17 protein-coding genes and 1 pseudogene are annotated in these 17,026 nt (G+C 46.6%); 12 read left to right on the top strand and 6 right to left on the bottom strand.

Translation table 11 applies throughout. The features are described 5' to 3' along the window. The first annotated feature begins 46 nt into the window (after positions 1-46). Entirely contained in the window at positions 47-1,504 is a 1,458-nt protein-coding gene (locus tag BBB58_RS11725) for a phospholipase D family protein (RefSeq protein WP_074037382.1), read from the top strand. Between the two features lie 41 nt (positions 1,505-1,545). Here BBB58_RS11725 and BBB58_RS11720 read toward each other — a convergent pair whose 3' ends face one another. Beyond that, the gene (locus BBB58_RS11720) at positions 1,546-3,171 is read right to left on the bottom strand and encodes an alpha/beta hydrolase (protein WP_074037380.1); all 1,626 of its coding nucleotides are present in this window, start codon (positions 3,169-3,171) and stop codon (positions 1,546-1,548) included. Between the two features lies 1 nt (position 3,172). Further along, a pseudogene (gene def, locus BBB58_RS11715) lies at positions 3,173-3,712 on the bottom strand (peptide deformylase). Between the two features lie 331 nt (positions 3,713-4,043). On the opposite strand from def, the gene pdhA reads away from it, so the two are divergent. The 4 genes from pdhA (at position 4,044) to lpdA (ending at position 8,895) form a co-directional block, all read left to right on the top strand. Beyond that, the gene (gene pdhA / locus BBB58_RS11710) at positions 4,044-5,129 is read left to right on the top strand and encodes a pyruvate dehydrogenase (acetyl-transferring) E1 component subunit alpha (RefSeq protein WP_074037379.1); all 1,086 of its coding nucleotides are present in this window, start codon (positions 4,044-4,046) and stop codon (positions 5,127-5,129) included. A 3-nt stretch (positions 5,130-5,132) separates the two neighbouring features. Then, positions 5,133-6,110, top strand: coding sequence for an alpha-ketoacid dehydrogenase subunit beta (locus BBB58_RS11705; RefSeq protein ID WP_074037378.1), 978 nt, complete (start codon positions 5,133-5,135; stop codon positions 6,108-6,110). 78 nt (positions 6,111-6,188) lie between these two features. Then, a complete protein-coding gene (locus BBB58_RS11700) occupies positions 6,189-7,478 on the top strand; it encodes a dihydrolipoamide acetyltransferase family protein (RefSeq protein ID WP_015881260.1) in 1,290 nt (429 codons plus the stop codon). Between the two features lie 4 nt (positions 7,479-7,482). Continuing rightward, positions 7,483-8,895, top strand: coding sequence for a dihydrolipoyl dehydrogenase (gene lpdA, locus BBB58_RS11695; protein ID WP_074037376.1), 1,413 nt, complete (start codon positions 7,483-7,485; stop codon positions 8,893-8,895). 20 nt (positions 8,896-8,915) lie between these two features. On the opposite strand, the gene BBB58_RS11690 is transcribed toward lpdA, so the two are convergent. Further along, the gene (locus BBB58_RS11690) at positions 8,916-9,242 is read right to left on the bottom strand and encodes a GNAT family N-acetyltransferase (protein WP_244150743.1); all 327 of its coding nucleotides are present in this window, start codon (positions 9,240-9,242) and stop codon (positions 8,916-8,918) included. Positions 9,243-9,443: 201 nt separating this feature from the next. Here BBB58_RS11690 and BBB58_RS11685 point away from each other — a divergent pair, with 201 nt between their 5' ends. Then, positions 9,444-9,749 carry a DUF3055 domain-containing protein gene (locus BBB58_RS11685; protein WP_074037375.1) on the top strand — a complete coding sequence of 102 codons (306 nt, stop codon included), beginning with the start codon at positions 9,444-9,446 and terminating at the stop codon, positions 9,747-9,749. Between the two features lie 118 nt (positions 9,750-9,867). Here BBB58_RS11685 and BBB58_RS11680 read toward each other — a convergent pair whose 3' ends face one another. Next, positions 9,868-11,349 carry an aminotransferase class I/II-fold pyridoxal phosphate-dependent enzyme gene (locus tag BBB58_RS11680; protein WP_074037373.1) on the bottom strand — a complete coding sequence of 494 codons (1,482 nt, stop codon included), beginning with the start codon at positions 11,347-11,349 and terminating at the stop codon, positions 9,868-9,870. 159 nt (positions 11,350-11,508) lie between these two features. Between BBB58_RS11680 and BBB58_RS11675 the strand changes: the two genes are divergently transcribed. The 3 genes from BBB58_RS11675 to BBB58_RS11665 all read left to right on the top strand — a co-directional run bounded on the left by BBB58_RS11675 (position 11,509) and on the right by BBB58_RS11665 (position 13,532). Then, positions 11,509-11,775 carry a UPF0223 family protein gene (locus tag BBB58_RS11675; RefSeq protein ID WP_074037372.1) on the top strand — a complete coding sequence of 89 codons (267 nt, stop codon included), beginning with the start codon at positions 11,509-11,511 and terminating at the stop codon, positions 11,773-11,775. A gap of 236 nt (positions 11,776-12,011) precedes the next feature. Beyond that, complete coding sequence (locus BBB58_RS11670; protein WP_015881266.1) at positions 12,012-12,200, top strand: YkzI domain-containing protein; 189 nt, start codon at positions 12,012-12,014, stop codon at positions 12,198-12,200. 78 nt (positions 12,201-12,278) lie between these two features. Beyond that, entirely contained in the window at positions 12,279-13,532 is a 1,254-nt protein-coding gene (locus BBB58_RS11665; protein ID WP_074037370.1) for an inositol monophosphatase family protein, read from the top strand. Positions 13,533-13,580: 48 nt separating this feature from the next. Here the strand turns inward: BBB58_RS11665 and BBB58_RS15195 are convergent, their stop codons facing one another. Beyond that, entirely contained in the window at positions 13,581-13,757 is a 177-nt protein-coding gene (locus tag BBB58_RS15195) for a DUF5325 family protein (RefSeq protein ID WP_159562038.1), read from the bottom strand. 163 nt (positions 13,758-13,920) lie between these two features. On the opposite strand from BBB58_RS15195, the gene typA reads away from it, so the two are divergent. Both typA and BBB58_RS11655 read left to right on the top strand, forming a co-directional pair. Continuing rightward, the gene (gene typA, locus BBB58_RS11660; protein ID WP_074037369.1) at positions 13,921-15,765 is read left to right on the top strand and encodes a translational GTPase TypA; all 1,845 of its coding nucleotides are present in this window, start codon (positions 13,921-13,923) and stop codon (positions 15,763-15,765) included. Positions 15,766-15,852: 87 nt separating this feature from the next. After that, positions 15,853-16,197: a YlaH-like family protein gene (locus BBB58_RS11655; protein WP_074037367.1), complete on the top strand. Its 345-nt coding sequence runs from the start codon at positions 15,853-15,855 to the stop codon at positions 16,195-16,197. 36 nt (positions 16,198-16,233) lie between these two features. Here BBB58_RS11655 and BBB58_RS11650 read toward each other — a convergent pair whose 3' ends face one another. Further along, positions 16,234-16,434, bottom strand: a complete 201-nt coding sequence (locus BBB58_RS11650) for a YlaI family protein (RefSeq protein WP_015881271.1) — start codon at positions 16,432-16,434, stop codon at positions 16,234-16,236. 115 nt (positions 16,435-16,549) lie between these two features. On the opposite strand from BBB58_RS11650, the gene BBB58_RS11645 reads away from it, so the two are divergent. Then, on the top strand, positions 16,550-16,999 hold the full coding sequence (locus tag BBB58_RS11645; RefSeq protein ID WP_074037365.1) for a PNPOx family protein: 450 nt from the start codon (positions 16,550-16,552) through the stop codon (positions 16,997-16,999). The last annotated feature ends 27 nt before the right edge of the window (positions 17,000-17,026 follow it).

Raw genomic sequence — 17,026 nt, 5'->3', positions numbered from 1 at the left:
AGACTACGGCTCGTTTTTTTCACCAGCAAATGAGGAGGGGGAGCTTATGGCGAAGAAAAAGGGGAAGAAAGGGTGGCTGAAATGGGGAGCTGCAATCGTAGCGGTCATTTTTCTCATCACGCTCGTATATCATCAAGTCAAACCATTACCTGAAGGCGTGTCGAGACAATCTGAACCATATCTCATCACAGATGACCAAATCGATTTTCTCCACGATTTGACCTATCAAGGGGAAGATACGGAGATTGTCGAACAAGAGATATTTAGTGAAGTTGAACGAGCAATACGTGAGGCAAAGGAATACATCGTCATGGACTTTTTCTTATTCAATCCTTATTCGAATGAAGACCGACAATATCCGGACATCACATCGCGCCTGTCATCGGCATTACTTGAGCAAATGGAGCGATATCCGGACTTGAAAGTCGTTTTTATTACAGACGATATCAATACGACTTATAACGGGCACGTTTCCGACCACTTCGATGTACTGGAGGAGGCAGGGGTAGAAGTCGTGTACACAAATCTCGACGAACTTCGTGACCCAAATATTCTTTACTCCACGTTTTATCGAATGGCGCTTCAATGGTTCGGTGATAGTCAATCCGGCTGGTTGCCGAATCCGATGGCCTCTTCGGCACCGGACATTACGGTTCGTGCTTATTTGAGGTTGCTCAACATCAAAGCGAACCATCGGAAGGTGATGGTCACTGAAAATGAGGGATTTGTACTATCCGCCAATCCACATGACGCTAGCGGATACCACTCGAATGTCGGTGTCCGTTTAAAAGGACCGATTTTAAAAGAAATCGTTGAAGGTGAGCAAGCGGTCGCGACGTTCTCGAAAGGAGATGCACGCCGATTCCCTGATGATGAAGCGTTGTCGAAGATTGAAAATGCGCCGAGCGAGGCACCAATGGAGATTCGTTACGTCACCGAAGGGAAAATTCAAGAGTCAGTGCTCGATGCAATGAATGGGGCGGACGATGGAGATACCATTTGGATTGGAATGTTTTATTTGGCAGACCGGAATATCATTCAAGCAATCGAGGATGCCGCAGGGCGCGGGGTGACTGTGAACTTGATCCTCGATCCGAACACGAATGCGTTCGGTCGATCGAAATCAGGGTTACCGAACTTACCGGTGACGGCAGAACTGAACACCGTCAACCCGGAGCATATCGAGATTCGCTGGTATGATGTCGGTAAGGAACAATATCATCCAAAAATCCTCTATGTGGATGGTGAGGAGAAAACCGTTGTCTTAGGATCGGGGAACTATACGACCCGTAACATGAACGATTACAACCTAGAGGCAGACGTCGAAGTGACAGGAGAAGTGGATACAGCCTTCTTTGATGAGGTGGACGAGTATTTTAATCGTCTATGGAACAATGAGAACGGCGCGTATACGGTAGCATATGATGAGATTCAAACGGATCTCCCGCTCGGAAAGTATATGATGTATTGGCTCCAAAAAGTCACATGGACGATGACCTATTAAAAAACAGCTATCCTCAAAGTTTGGGGATAGCTGTTTTGACGTTAGTTCGTCTCGATTGGATTAAACTCATTCGTGTATTCATATAAGAATTTCCCGGTCTCTTTCAAGACGTCACTTTTACGGTGAAGCGAGAAATGGTCGTACGGCACAGTTTCTGTCTGAATGTTATTCGTATACTCTTCAAGTAACAGCGAACTTGCCGGCTCAATCAAATTGAATTCGCCACCACGTCCAGAGAAGGAGAGTACCTGAACGGACCTCGGCCATGTCTCGAGTTTAGACTGGAAGGCTTGCAGTCCGTCTGAGTTAGGAGACAAATCACGGATGGCAGGGCTTCCGGTATTAATGCCGAAGTTACTGGCAGATAAACCGAAGTTTGCAAGGCGCGTCCCGCCGAACGGGCTATCGAACGTCACAAACTTATCGACAATGTATGTCTCTTGATTCAGGATATAGTTGGCAGCGGCTACGCCACCCATGCTATGGCCAATGATATACATCCGATCGAATGATCGATTTCTCGTTTTTTTATATGTTTCAATGGCTGCATTCAACCACTTTGTCTGATTGTTTAAAGAAGCCTCTGCATCTTCGAACTCGATTCGGACAATCGGACGAGTTGAACTAAAATCATATATTTCACAGTCGGTCTTGCCTTTGACAGTCACGGTACAAAGCGCCCCATCAGTCGCTTGACCACTTTGTTCCATCGCTTGAGAGAAGCGGAGAAACGTCCGGTCTGTCCCGAGTAGTCCATGAACTGCAAACGTAGGGATGAACTCATTCGTTTGAGAAGCTTGACGTATCGCCTCGGATTGACGCTCGTTTGTCAACTCTTGTCGGAAGGTGACGATGATGAGAGCGAGTGAAAGTGAGACAATCAACAGTCCGAGAAGACGTGAACGAATGGATGTCTCTTTTGGGTTGCCAACATTCCGACGATATTTGCGCCAAATGAAGTAAGTCAATACGGCCGCTGCAATCAAAACGATTCCCGTCACGATCCAAGCGTTGACGTTCGGTACATGGGCAACGAGCTTCACGTTATTTTGCCGACCGCCGTAGACTTGCCACTCGACATGTTTCATAGAACGGAGGTCTAGGCCAGTTCCATCCTCAACGAATACGCCGGTCGGAACAGTCAAGTTAAAGCGAATGTCGGCTTGGCGGATATATCGTTCAGCCAATTTTTTGGGGGAGCCGGTTAGTTCAACACCGGGTAAGTCGACCCGATCGAGTCGGAGGTCGAGATTGGTTTGGAGTGTATATGAATCAAACCAAATGCCTTCCTGTTGTTCGATGTCGAACTGAATATCCGGAGGGACTAAAATACCGGCTGGTCCCGTTTTCCATTCCTCTTTAATCTGTTGCAACTCGTCCACATTTTTAAATGTCTTCTTTAAGACCATGCCTTCGTAGTCATCAGGACTCGAATAATCTTCCGTCTCATATCCGTTCGCTTCTGCTTGCTCTTTCCACGTATCCCAGTCGAGTCTGAGATTGAGCAATTTCATGACTGGATGATCACGGAACGCGTAAGTCGTTTCAAGCGAAACAGATTGGTCATAGTGGACGGTCGCATCATAATTGATTCGCACACATCCACCGATTAAAAGAAATAAAAATGGGAATAGTAACAACAGTGCCCTTTTTCTCGAACTAAACATGTTAAATCGGTTCGCCGTATGTTTCTAACGGGTTCGACATATTGATCCGGTCATAGAACATGATCCCGTCTAAATGATCGAGCTCGTGCTGACATACGACAGCGCGCATTCCGCGCAGACGAAGCTTAATCGGCTTCCCGTCGCGATCGAACCCTTCTAACGTGATTCGACGAAAACGAGGTACATTTCCTTTGACCACGCGATCGACCGATAGACAGCCTTAGCCGCCATTCAAAAATGTCTGTTCGACGGAATGACTTGTAATTTTAGGATTGAAGATGGAGAGTTTAAACGTCTCTTCCTCTTCTTGTAGCAATACTGTGAAGAAACGGCGATTTACACCGAGTTGAGGTGCGGCGATTCCGACACCACCTCGTAACTCGTATTTCTCGCTCATCTCTGGGTCTTGACTATTGACAAGAAACGTCTCCATCTCGTCGAGTAACGCCAAATCTTCTGTTGTTGGCGGAATCGAAACTTCGGCTGAACGCGCGCGAAGTCGCTCGTCTCCTTCGCGGATGACATCTTTCATGGTTAACATACACAACTTCCTTTCTATCGAACTTATATGATTGATTATATCATATTTAAACAGGAAGGAATGTGGATGGTACAGAAGGTGAAATGAAAATAATACAGTGGTGAAAAGGATGTCATATCCCTTGAATGTAAGCGTTTTATTTCGGTAAGCATATTTTTTGTTTTTTTGAAACAACCCGTTTTATACTAACAAGGAAACGTCAGGAGAGGATAACTTTTCTGAATCACGTTAATACAGATTGCTTTTTTGGACAGATACACGTAAGATTTGAGATAGTGATTGATCACAAAAAAGACAATTGTCTCATAGTTGAAAGGATGAGGTGAAACGAATGAACAACGTTCAGGTACTTCAAAACGTGGAAGAAAACTTCCAAACGTTCCGTATTCTCGACGAGAAGGGTGAGGTCGTCAACCAAGACGCAATGCCTGACCTAACGGACGAGCAACTTCAGGAACTCATGCGCCGCATGGTCTATACTCGAATCTGGGACCAACGCGCCATCTCACTTAACCGTCAAGGTCGCTTAGGATTCTACGCGCCAGTGGCAGGTCAAGAGGCGACGATGATCGGGACGCAATACGCGCTCGACAAAGAGGACTGGATCCTTCCAGGATACCGTGATATCCCACAGCTCGTATTCCACGGACTTCCGCTTTATCAAGCGTTCTTGTTCTCACGTGGACACGTGGCAGGAAACCGCATCCCTGAAGGTGTCAACGTATTGATGCCACAAATCATCATCGGTGCACAAATCATTCAAACTGCGGGTGTGGCAATGGGCCTCAAACGCAACGGCAACAAAAATGTCGCCATTACTTACACAGGTGACGGTGGCTCATCACAAGGTGACTTCTACGAAGGATTGAACTTTGCAGGTGCATTCAAATCACCAGCAATCTTCGTCGTTCAAAACAACCGTTTCGCTATCTCAACTCCTGTTGAAAAGCAAACTGCAGCTAAAACGATCGCGCAAAAAGCTGTTGCAGCTGGAATCAACGGAATTCAAGTAGATGGAATGGACGTTCTTGCAGTGCTCGCAGCGACTCAACAAGCTCGCGTCGACGCACTCGAGGGAACACCGACACTTATCGAGTCACTCACTTACCGTTACGGACCACATACGCTCGCTGGGGATGACCCAACACGTTACCGTACAAAAGAACTCGACACAGAGTATCAAGAAAAAGATCCACTCGTACGTTTCCGTCTCTTCCTTGAGAACAAGAAACTCTGGAACGAAGACATGGAGAACGAAGTGATCGAGCAAGCGAAAGCTGACGTGAAAGAAGCAATCAGCCAAGCAGACAAAGAACAAAAACAAAAAGTTTCGGACTTCATCAACAACATGTTCGAAGAACTTCCTTCAAACTTGAAAGAACAGCTTGAAGAATATACTGCAAAGGAGTCGAAGTAAGTTATGGCTCAAATGACAATGATCCAAGCGATTACTGATGCGATGCGCGTTGAAATGAAACGCGACGAGAAAGTACTTCTTTTCGGAGAAGACGTTGGTAAAAACGGTGGGGTATTCCGCGCGACGGAAGGTCTCCAAGACGAGCTCGGCGAAGACCGTGTCTTCGACACGCCACTCGCTGAATCAGGGATTGGTGGTCTTGCGATCGGTCTAGGTCTTACTGGATTCCGTCCGATTATGGAAGTTCAATTCTTCGGATTCGTATTCGAAGTTTTCGACTCAATCGCAGCTCAAATGGCACGTATGCGTTACCGTTCAGGCGGCGCTTACAGCCAACCAATCACAATCCGTTCACCATTCGGTGGTGGAGTTAAGACACCTGAGCTTCACGCGGACAGCCTTGAAGGCTTGATGGCTCAGACACCTGGTCTTAAAGTTGTTATTCCATCAACTCCTTACGATGCAAAAGGTTTGTTGATCGCGTCAATCCGTGACAACGACCCAGTCGTGTTCCTCGAGCACATGAAATTGTATCGTTCATTCCGTGGCGAAGTACCTGAAGGTGATTACACAATCGAACTCGGTAAAGCAGATGTGAAACGTGAAGGTACAGACGTTTCAATCATCACTTACGGTGCGATGGTGCATACTTCACTTAAAGCAGCGAAAGAACTTGAAAAAGAAAACATCAACGTTGAAGTAATCGACCTCATGACAGTGAGCCCGCTTGATATCGACACAATCGTAGAGTCTGTTAAGAAAACAGGTCGTGCGATCGTCGTTCAAGAAGCACAACGTCAAGCAGGTATCGCAGCGAACGTTGTAACTGAAATTCAAGAGCGCGCAATTCTTCACCTCGAAGCACCAGTTCTTCGAGTAACTGCACCAGACACAGTCTTCGCATTCGCACAAGGTGAAGACATGTGGTTACCTGACCATAAAGATGTCGTTGCAAAAGTTAAGGAAGTTGTGAACTTCTAAGATCGTGTCGAATAAACGATGAGGGAGAATTGTCTCCCTTGTCGTGTTTACATGATGAAATGATGGGAGGAAAAACCAGTGGCAGTATTTGAATTTAAATTACCAGATATCGGTGAAGGTATTCACGAAGGTGAAATCGTCAAGTGGTTCGTAAAAGCAGGGGATACGGTCAAAGAGGACGATGTTCTTTTAGAAGTACAAAACGACAAAGCAGTCGTTGAAATCCCAGCTCCAGTCGACGGTACAGTCAAAGAAGTTAAAGTTTCTGAAGGTACAGTTGCAGTAGTCGGCGACGTCCTCATTACGTTTGACATCGAAGGCGATGCACCAGCAGGTGAAGAAGAAACACCTGAACAACCGAAAGCAGAAGAGAAGACAGAAGACGTAAAAGAAGATGTGAAAGAAGACGCGCCACGCGACGTTCAACTTCACAAATCTGAGCGTGTTATCGCTATGCCATCTGTCCGTAAATATGCACGTGAAAAAGGTGTCGACATCCGTGAAGTAAACGGTTCTGGCGACAACGGCCGTGTATTGAAAGAAGACATCGATGCATTCGCGAACGGCGAAGCACCGTCTGCAGAAGCTACAACAGAGAAAACAGAATCTGTAGCACCAGCAGCTGCTGCGAAAACGGAAATCAAGCCTTACGAGTCAGCGACTCCTGAACTTGAAACACGTGAGAAAATCCGTGGAATCCGTAAAGCCATCTCGAAAGCTATGGTTAACTCGAAACACACTGCACCACACGTTACACTCATGGACGAAGTCGACGTTACAAAACTCGTTGCACTCCGTAAAGATTTCAAACAAGTCGCGGCTGACCAAGGCGTGAAACTCACGTACTTGCCATTCGTCGTGAAAGCATTGACTGCTGCAGCGAAAGCATTCCCAACAATCAACGCTTCAATCGATGACGTGAACGAAGAAATCGTCTACAAAAACTACTACAACATCGGGATTGCAGCTGACACGGACAACGGACTCGTTGTACCAGTCGTAAAAGATGCAGACCGTAAATCAATCTATGCACTTGCTACAAACATTAACGAACTTGCAGGTAAAGCTCGTGAAGGTAAGCTCGCTGGGGAAGACATGAAAGGCGGATCGATCACAATCACAAACATCGGTTCAGCTGGTGGACAATGGTTCACACCTGTCATCAACCACCCAGAAGTTGCGATTCTCGGTATCGGCCGTATCGCTGAGAAAGCTGTCGTGAAGAACGGTGAAATCGTTGCTGCGCCAGTACTTGCACTTTCATTCAGCTTTGACCACCGCCTCATCGACGGTGCGACTGCACAAAACGCTCTTAACATGGTGAAACGCTTGCTCGAAGACCCAGCACTTCTAATGATGGAGGGATAAGAACATGGTAGTAGGAGAATTCGCACAAGAAACTGATTTGCTTGTCATCGGTGCCGGTCCTGGTGGATACGTTGCCGCAATCCGTGGCGCACAGCTCGGAATGAAAGTAACTATCGTTGAGAAAGGCAACTTCGGTGGTGTCTGCTTGAACGTCGGATGTATCCCATCGAAAGCGTTGATCACAGCAGGACACAACTTCCAACACGCTAAAGGTCATGATTCAATGGGAATCACGTCTGACAACGTGTCAGTGGACTTCACAAAAGTTCAAGATTGGAAACAGTCAGTCGTTAACAAATTGACTGGCGGTGTTAAAGGTCTCCTCAAAGGAAACAAAATCGAGATCGTTCAAGGTGAAGCGTTCTTCGCGTCTGAAGACACAGTTCGTGTCATCACTGAAGACAGCTCAACTCCTTACAAATTTAAAAAAGCGATTGTCGCGACTGGTTCTACACCAATCGAGATTCCATCGTTCAAATGGTCTAAACGCGTCCTTTCTTCAACTGGCGCTTTGGCACTTCCTGAAGTACCGAAGAAACTCGTCGTTATCGGCGGTGGATACATCGGTATGGAGCTCGGTACTGCATACGCTAACTTCGATACAGAAGTTGTCGTTGTAGAGGGCGCTAGCGACATCTTGTCTGGTTTCGAACCACAAATGACGCAAATCGTTAAGAAGAAAAAAAAGCAAAAAGGGAACGTCACAATCCACACGAATGCACTTGCTAAAGGTGTTGAAGAAACGGAAGACGGCGTAACCGTTAAGTTTGAAGTAAACGGTGAAGAACAATCTGTTGAAGCGGACTATGTCCTCGTCACAGTTGGTCGTCGTCCAAACACAGGTGACATCGGTCTTGAGAACGCGGACGTTAAAATCAGCGACCGCGGAATCATCGAAATCGATGACCAGTGTAAAACATCGAACGAAAACATCTATGCAATCGGTGATATCGTTCCTGGACCACCACTTGCACACAAAGCATCTTACGAAGCGAAAATCGCAGCGGAAGCAGCAGCAGGTAAGCCAGCTTACCTCGACTACTCTGCAATCCCTGCAGTCGTCTTCACAGATCCTGAGCTCGCAACGGTTGGTTACACAGAGCCACTCGCAAAAGAAGAAGGACTCGAAATCACAGTTTCGAAATTCCCATTCGCAGCGAACGGTCGTGCACTTGCACTTGACGAGCCGGACGGCTTCATGAAGCTCATCACACGCAAAGAGGACGGTCTCTTGATCGGTGCTCAAATCGCGGGTACTGGCGCTTCAGATATGATTGCTGAGCTTGGTCTTGCAATCGAGGCTGGTATGACTGCTGAAGATATCGCACTTACAATCCACGCTCACCCATCACTCGGTGAGATGGCAATGGAAGCTGCTGAAATCGCAATGGGTATGCCAATCCACGTCGTAAAATAAGAATACTCATAAAAGCTCTCTCACTTTTCGTGAGAGAGCTTTTTCATGTAGGTGACGACACGCTCGACTTCCTTGAATCCAATTTTCTCGTGAAAGCGTTGACTATCCTCGTTTTCAAGCTCGGTATCTGATGCCAGTTCGATACAACCATGACGCGCCGCGAAGGTCGACGCAGCATCGACCAAACGAGAGGCAACACCTCGATGACGCTCTGATTCAATGACATAGATTCCTTCCATATAGGCGGTCGGTGACGTGCTAGAACCTGGCACGTAGTCATGTCGGAAACTGAGCTGACAAAAACCAACTGCCTCCCCATGTTCATTTGATGCGATGAAATAATGCATCTTTTTTTAGGCGAGACCGAGTTTGACTTCCATTCGTAATTCTTCAATAGGGGCATCTGGCCATAGGTCGTGCATGAACTGGACAAGAGTTTCTACGTTTAACTCCGTTGCATAATCAATCTTCATTGTCATTCTCTCCTTAGGTTTCATACTAGTAGTATAAAGGAAAATACATGTGAAGAGAGAAGGGAGGGAATCCTGATGGCATTCGATGAGGAGTTATTATACACCGTATCCGAGACGAGTCGTGTCCGATTTACCGGTATTGAAACAGAAGCCGCTCGTTATGATTTTGGTTTCGTCTATACACAGCAATTCATGGGCAAGGTGTTAGTCGTCTGTATGCAAACGGGTCAATCGGCCCTTCTTGATTTGCATGCGCTAGAAGAGCCACGTCAATTGTATCCGATGCTTGGCATTAACTTGAACGACACGGAACACGTCGCCGAATTTTTACGACTTAGCTTGGTCGAAAAAACACAAGCATCTGAAGAAAATGATACTTGAAAAAATGTAAGCGTTTTCTTATAATAGGCACTAGGGGAAGCAATTCGATCATCTACAGCCACCTTTTCTGAGATGACATAAAAAATGAGCCGGTCACGATGACCGGCTCATTTTTTATTTAGCGAATCGCTTTTGTTTGTTGGATGACTTTAATCATTTGCAGTGACTCATCTTCAAGACCTTGAACCGGAAGGCCCGCTTCAATGTTGGCCATAATGTACTCGAGTGTCGAAGTCGTAATCAATTCACCTGGAATGATGATCGGAATCCCTGGCGGATACACCATAATGAATTCCGCTGAAATACGGCCGACTGCGTTTTCGAGAGGAATCGTTTCCGTCTCTTCATAAAACGCATCACGAGGGCTGAGCGCAAGAGGTGGAATCTCTGGGAGCATGATCGATAGTGAATCGTTACCAGACTTCTGATAAACGGAGACGACGTCTCGCATCGCTTCAATCAATGCTTGAATCGTGGACTCATCATCCGCTGATGTGACGATAAAGAGCACATTCAATAAATCGGACATCTCGACTTCGATACGGTGTTTGTCCCGAAGAAATTTCTCGACTTCAAATCCTGTTATTCCAAGTTCGCGCACGGATACGAGTACTTTCGTTTCGTCGAGCGCGTATGTCGATTCAGAATGCAATTCGGCATGACCGTATACCGACAAGTTCGGCATGTGGTTGATTGCTGTACGAGCCGTTCTCGCAAGCTCAAGTGCACGTTCATTCATCATGTGTCCCTTTGTCGCTAACTGTCGACGTGCCGCGTCGAGAGAAGCGAGGAGCAAGTAGGACGTCGAAGTCGTTGTAATCATGGAAAGCATCGCATGAATTCGTTCTGGCGAGACGAGACCGCGGCGTACGTTCAAAATCGAACTGCCTGTCATTGAACCACCAAGCTTGTGTACACTCGTCGCCGCCACATCTGCTCCCGCTTGCATCGCCGAGAGTGGGAGTTTATCGTGAAAAGGGAGATGAACGCCGTGTGCCTCATCGACAAGTACAGGAACGTCTTGCTCATGAGCGACAGACACGATACGCTCTAAATCACCTGCGACACCGAAATAAGTCGGATTAATGACGAGAACGGCTTTTGTGTCCGGGTGAAGTTCAAGTGCGCGTTCTACGGCACTAGCTGTGATTCCGTGGGCGATGCCGTATGTTTCGTCAAATTCCGGGTGGATGAAGACCGGATGAGCACCCGTTAAGACGAGCGCGGACATGACGGATTTATGGACGTTCCGTGGCACAATGATTTTTTCATTCTGGCCAACGACACCCATGATCATCGCCATGATGGCACTCGATGTTCCCTGGACAGAGAAAAAGGTCTCGTCAGCACGGAACGCCTCTGCCGCCAAGCGTTCCGCTTCAGCGATTGCCGCTTTTGGATGATGGAGGTCATCGAGTGGGGCAATGTTAATCAAATCAATTTTTAGGGCGTTTTCACCAATAAAGTCACGAAACTCTGGGTCCATCCCTTTTCCGCTTTTATGACCAGGAATGTGGAACGCAATCGGGTTTGAGTCGACATGTTCAAGCAACGTGTCAAATAGTGGCGTTTCGAGCTGAATAGCACCTTTTAATTTCAATCGTAAATCCCCCTTGAATCAGTTTATTTATAAGATGAATAGGATCGTTATGATATATGTTGTTTTTAAAAAAAAAAAAAACAAAAAAACTATAGAGATTTCTGGCTCAACTTGCAATAGTTTTTTTTTTTGTTACAATGGGTGTCGAGGTGAAACAATATGCAAATTAACTATCCGATCAATCCGGATTGGACGACAGACGAATTGATTGAAGTCGTCGAGTTTTATAACGTTGTCGCACAAGCCAATGAAGGTGGAGTCGAACGAGAGGTTTTTTTCGATTCCTATCGTGCCTTCAAGCAAATCGTAACATCTAAGTCGGAGGAGAAACAACTGAACGCGGTTCACGACGAGCAGACGGGCTATTCCACATATCGTACGGTTCAGGCGGCAATGAAGTCCTCGAGTAAAATGATTAAACTGTAAGACCGAGCATGCCCGAGCAAATTCAGGCATGCTTTTTTTTTTTTTTTCCTATAAATCGGGTACAGTTCATTAACACCAAATCAGGTTTAGGGACCTCGGAATTGGGAATATATACATTAAGATAAAAAATTCAAAATAGTCAGACAATTCTCTTTCTTTTTCGAATTTTATCTGATATACTCAATTCAACTCACTAAACCGTAACTTGTAGCCCAACAAAAGGAGTGTGGCATCTTATGAAACAAGTGATTGAGGCATTCAAAAGAAAAGACGCAGAAAAACGGATCCCGGTGCTGCGCTTAGAGATTGATTATGAATTGGCAACCCTCTTCGATGCGATGGCGTCACAAGATGATGCTACAGTTCAGGCTAGCAAGCATCGGTTAGAGAAGTACCGCCAAGAATTATTGCGTCTCGAAGCCTAACCATTACACACACATTCAACCAGTATTCCGAGCGGATACTGGTTTTTGTTTGGTACAATACAGTTGAGGTGATCACAGATGATAGAATGGTTTGCAGTCGACTTAATCAAACAAGCGGGAGAACTGATTCGTCGCGAGATTGATCAAAGTTATGAAGTGGAACGAAAGACGGGAAAAGGGGACTTGGTCACTGAAATCGACCGAGCGGTGGAACAATTGATTGTCCGTCGAATCCAACAAACATTTCCGGAACATCAGATTATGGGGGAAGAAGGGACGACAAATCAGCCAGAACAATTGACTGGTACCGTCTGGTTTGTCGACCCGATTGATGGGACGTTAAAATTTATTCATCAAAAACGTATGTTTGCCATCTCTATCGCGATCATGATAGATGGAGTCGTGGAATATGGATTCGTCTATGACGTCATGGCGGATGAGATGTTCATGGCACGGAAAGGATACGGGGCGACGTTGAATGGTCGGACATTGACGACTCTTCATGAACATCATGTCCGAGACGCATTTTTAAGTATGAATGCGACGTGGGTCACGCCGAACCACCAGATTGCCCCGGAAATACTCGCTCCGATTGTACGAGACTCGATTGGGACGCGAGCCCATGGTGCTGCATCGCTTGAATTAGCCTGGCTTGCCGCCGGTCGCGTGGACGGCTACATCACAATGCGCAATATGCCATGGGATTATGCTGCTGGCAAATTACTCGTAGAAGAAGTAGGGGGACGTGTCGTTTCCTTATATGGTGAGCCGATTCGCTATGACGGAAAAACATCTGTCCTGGCAGGGAGTGACTCATTTGTAAATGACGTCATCAAACATTACGTCATCGCAAAAGGGGTCACGGCTGAAGCAAAACCTGACTTACACATCGTGGAACATGATTCGTATGAAGAAATCCGCGATCTACTCGTCTTGGCGAATCCGAATGAAACGATGGTCCGGGAACAATTCGAGGAAGGGCGTACGTACAAAGCGTTACTCGGTGGTGAGATTGTCGGTGCATATATGCTCGTCTCACACGGAGACGAGCGGGTTGAACTCGTCAATATCGCAGTGAAACCGGAACGCCAAAACCAAACAATCGGTCAACGCATGTTACAAGACGCAGTGAAGCGGGCTGCCTTGATTGGTGGAAAAGAACTGCTCGTCTGTACAGGGAATTCAAGCATCATGCAACTGCGCTTTTACCAACAAGCTGGATTCCGATTCGATTCGGTGGACCGCGATTATTTTCGTAATCACGGGTACGATGACATCGAAGAAGATGGGCTCATTTTACGCGACCGCATCTGCTTGACACGTCCGCTATAAACGCAAGTAAAAGGGTTACTCCGAAATGATACCGGAGTAACCCTTTTTTTATGATTGATGGTCTGAAAGAATGCGGCGACGCAATTGAATACCAAAGTATGTCGCTACGCCACTTAACACGAGGCTGCCCAAGATAATGGCGGCGCTTCCCTCGGCCACCCCGATTCCAATGCCGACGAATCCTGCGACAACGGCCGTTGCGATCAATACAAACATTAGCTGCATGGAGGTTCCTCCTTATTTTCTCTTCTCTTCCCTATTGTATGATAAAAAACACGAGATGAAAACGTTCACAGTCGATTCCACTCGACAAAGGTACTGTGACGTGTGCTATACTCTTAAAGTTGAAGAAAAGTTGAAATTTTTTAAATAAGAGAGGAATAACTACATGAACGTAAGAACAAACCTTCGTAACGTAGCCATCATCGCGCACGTTGACCACGGTAAAACAACGTTAGTCGATGAATTATTGAAACAGTCTGGTACTTTCCGGACGAACGAGGCAGTCGCAGAACGCGCGATGGACTCGAACGATATCGAGCGTGAGCGCGGAATTAAGATTCTCGCAAAAAACACAGCAATCGATTATAAAGAGACTCGCATCAACATCGTAGATACACCAGGTCACGCAGACTTCGGTGGAGAAGTTGAGCGAATCATGCGTATGGTAGACGGCGTTATTCTTGTTGTCGATGCGCGTGAAGGCTGTATGCCACAAACTCGATTCGTATTGAAAAAAGCACTCGACCAAGGACTTCGTCCGATTGTCGTCGTCAACAAAATCGATAAGCCGATGGTTCGTCCACTCGACGTTGTCGATGAAGTTGTTGATCTCTTGATCGACCTTGGCGCAGATGAAGATCAACTTGAATTCCCTGTCGTCTATACATCAGCAGTCAGCGGTTCAAGTTCGTTCGATCCTGACCCAGAAAAACAAGAAGATACAATCACTCACGTGCTCGACACGATTCTCGAAAACACGCCGGCTCCAGTGGACAACTCAGACGAGCCACTTCAATTCCAAGTGACGATGCTCGACTATGACAACTACCTCGGCCGTATCGGCGTAGGTCGCGTCTTCCGTGGGAAAATCAAAGTCGGTGAGCAAGTATCGCTTTGTAAGACAGACGGTACGGTGAAGCAACTTCGTGTCACGAAATTGTTCGGTTACTTCGGCCTCAAGCGCGTCGAAATCGAAGAAGCAAAAGCAGGTGACTTGATCGCTATCGCCGGGATGGAAGATATCAACGTCGGTGAAACGGTAACGCCAGTCGGTAAAGAAGAGCCACTTCCGCTCCTTCGCATCGATGAGCCAACGCTTCAAATGCGTTTCATGACAAACAACTCTCCATTCGCAGGACGTGAAGGCGATTTCGTGACGGCACGTAAAATCGAAGAGCGTTTGATGAAACAACTCGAGACGGACGTTTCACTCCGTGTCGAAAACACAGATTCACCAGACCAATGGATCGTATCAGGACGCGGTGAGCTTCACCTCGGGATCTTGATTGAAAACATGCGTCGTGAAGGTTACGAGCTCCAAGTATCGAAACCACAAGTTATCATCCGCGAAGACGAAAGCGGCACAAAAGTTGAGCCGTTCGAGCGTGTCATCATCGACGTACCTGAAGAGTACACAGGTTCAGTCATGGAATCGATTGGTCTCCGTAAAGGTGAGCTTGCGAACATGAACACGAATGACAACGGTCAGACACGTATGGAATTCCTCGTGCCATCACGTGGTCTTATCGGTTACCGTAACGAATTCTTGTCAGCGACACGTGGATACGGAATCTTGAACCATACGTTCGAAGAGTACCGTCCATATATCGCTGCTGATATCGGTGGTCGTCGTAGCGGTGTTATGGTTTGTATCGAAAACGGGAAGTCGACGGCCTACTCAATCGGTGCCCTTGAAGACCGTGGGACAATCTTTATCGAGCCAGGTACAGATGTGTATGAAGGAATGATCATCGGGGAATGTAACCGTGATGTTGACCTTGCCATTAACGCTGTTAAAGGGAAACAATTGACGAACATGCGTGCTTCTGCAAAAGACTCGACACAAGTCTTGAAACGTCCGCGCGTCTTCTCACTTGAAGAGTCACTCACGTTCTTGAACGATGACGAGTACTGTGAAATTACACCGGAGTCGATCCGTCTCCGTAAGAAAATCTTGAACAAGAACGAACGCGAGAAAGCAGACAAGCGTCGTAAACTTGGTAAAGAATAAGTTATAAGAAAGGGGACGCTTCGGCGTTCCCTTTTGCATGGAATAGTGTAGAATGGATGTGTATGAAATAAAGGGGGACTCTTTGTCTTGAAAGCTTCTCAAACAATCGATATCACACAAATTGACGTTCCGTGGATCGCTTCGATGCTAGGTGTCGGCAGTGACCCGAACGACTTTTCCGTTGGGTTCAATGCACTCGTTGTCACGGTCATCTTACTGACAATCCTTGTCTTTAAACTTGGTTTTGCGAAACAATTGGCATGGTGGAAGTCGCTCATCGTCTATATTCTCCTTTCACTTGGAGCAGGTACGATGGCACTCGTCTTTTTCACATGGCCAATCCCGGAAGTGCTTGCCGTCATGGCAATCGTGTTAGCCATTTATCGTGGCCGCCTCTGGTGGAATCGTCGTCAAGATGCGGAAAAATCATAAAAAATACGGGCGTCTCTTCGGAGGCGCCCGTTTGCATTACCAGTTTCGTTTTTGTCGAAATGTAGGATATAACTTGAATTGTCCAGATGCGGCGCGTTCAGCCGTTCGTTCGCTGATTCGCTCCTGACACTCTTGACACATATACGTTTTCGCCGGTTTGTTACGCAAGCGTTTTGCTTCAAACGACCATGAGTCGATCGTCTCGACTTTATCGCAAAGAGAACATTTTACACGCATCTTTTCACCTTCCTCTATACGATGAGTATAGCATGATTTCAACCGTTAAAAGCAGGGAATTGAACCGGTAAGGGAGAATGGTACAACCATACCCGGTGAAAAGGAGGGGAGTTGAATGGCGAGCAAGGCAACGTTTGAACTGACAGCTGCGCAAGAGCGCTTGTTGAATGACATGCCGTTAACATTTCTCGTTGGTTTTGACGAGGCGAAGCGTTGGCCGATCAGCCATGCCATCAGTTGGGTGCAAGCGTTAGATGCTGTCACGGTCCGGTTCGCATTAACGAGAAATTCCCATATCGTGACCATCTTGACGACTGAAAAGACGGCTGGCCTCATCTTTATCGAAGATGGTCAGTCTTATCATGTTTTACTCTCATCAATTCGAGAGTTCGACCCGGCGGTCAAACCAAGCCTTCATCTTCGTTTTTTTGAAGGACATGTCGAAGAAGTGAGGAACATCTCGTTTTATGGAGCAGCTTACGCACAGCCCGAAATCACGAAAACATACGATATTCGTGCGGCGGAAAAGCTTGACCGTGAAGTGAAAGAAAGTCTTCATTCTTGAATACCATCCTATATTCGAGGGGCGGCA

This window comes from Exiguobacterium profundum (assembly GCF_001909285.1).
Classification (GTDB): Bacteria; Bacillota; Bacilli; order Exiguobacteriales; family Exiguobacteriaceae; genus Exiguobacterium; species Exiguobacterium profundum.
This window is presented reverse-complemented; position numbering and strand designations above follow the sequence as displayed.

Bases quoted from the DNA above. Each gene is read 5' to 3' on its own strand.
- BBB58_RS11725 (WP_074037382.1), top strand. From the start codon at position 47: ATGGCGAAGAAAAAGGGGAAGAAAGGGTGGCTGAAATGGGGAGCTGCA.
- BBB58_RS11720 (WP_074037380.1), bottom strand. From the start codon at position 3,171: ATGTTTAGTTCGAGAAAAAGGGCACTGTTGTTACTATTCCCATTTTTA.
- pdhA (WP_074037379.1), top strand. From the start codon at position 4,044: ATGAACAACGTTCAGGTACTTCAAAACGTGGAAGAAAACTTCCAAACG.
- BBB58_RS11705 (WP_074037378.1), top strand. From the start codon at position 5,133: ATGGCTCAAATGACAATGATCCAAGCGATTACTGATGCGATGCGCGTT.
- lpdA (WP_074037376.1), top strand. From the start codon at position 7,483: ATGGTAGTAGGAGAATTCGCACAAGAAACTGATTTGCTTGTCATCGGT.
- BBB58_RS11690 (WP_244150743.1), bottom strand. From the start codon at position 9,242: ATGCATTATTTCATCGCATCAAATGAACATGGGGAGGCAGTTGGTTTT.
- BBB58_RS11685 (WP_074037375.1), top strand. From the start codon at position 9,444: ATGGCATTCGATGAGGAGTTATTATACACCGTATCCGAGACGAGTCGT.
- BBB58_RS11675 (WP_074037372.1), top strand. From the start codon at position 11,509: ATGCAAATTAACTATCCGATCAATCCGGATTGGACGACAGACGAATTG.
- BBB58_RS11670 (WP_015881266.1), top strand. From the start codon at position 12,012: ATGAAACAAGTGATTGAGGCATTCAAAAGAAAAGACGCAGAAAAACGG.
- BBB58_RS11665 (WP_074037370.1), top strand. From the start codon at position 12,279: ATGATAGAATGGTTTGCAGTCGACTTAATCAAACAAGCGGGAGAACTG.
- BBB58_RS15195 (WP_159562038.1), bottom strand. From the start codon at position 13,757: ATGCAGCTAATGTTTGTATTGATCGCAACGGCCGTTGTCGCAGGATTC.
- typA (WP_074037369.1), top strand. From the start codon at position 13,921: ATGAACGTAAGAACAAACCTTCGTAACGTAGCCATCATCGCGCACGTT.
- BBB58_RS11650 (WP_015881271.1), bottom strand. From the start codon at position 16,434: ATGCGTGTAAAATGTTCTCTTTGCGATAAAGTCGAGACGATCGACTCA.
- BBB58_RS11645 (WP_074037365.1), top strand. From the start codon at position 16,550: ATGGCGAGCAAGGCAACGTTTGAACTGACAGCTGCGCAAGAGCGCTTG.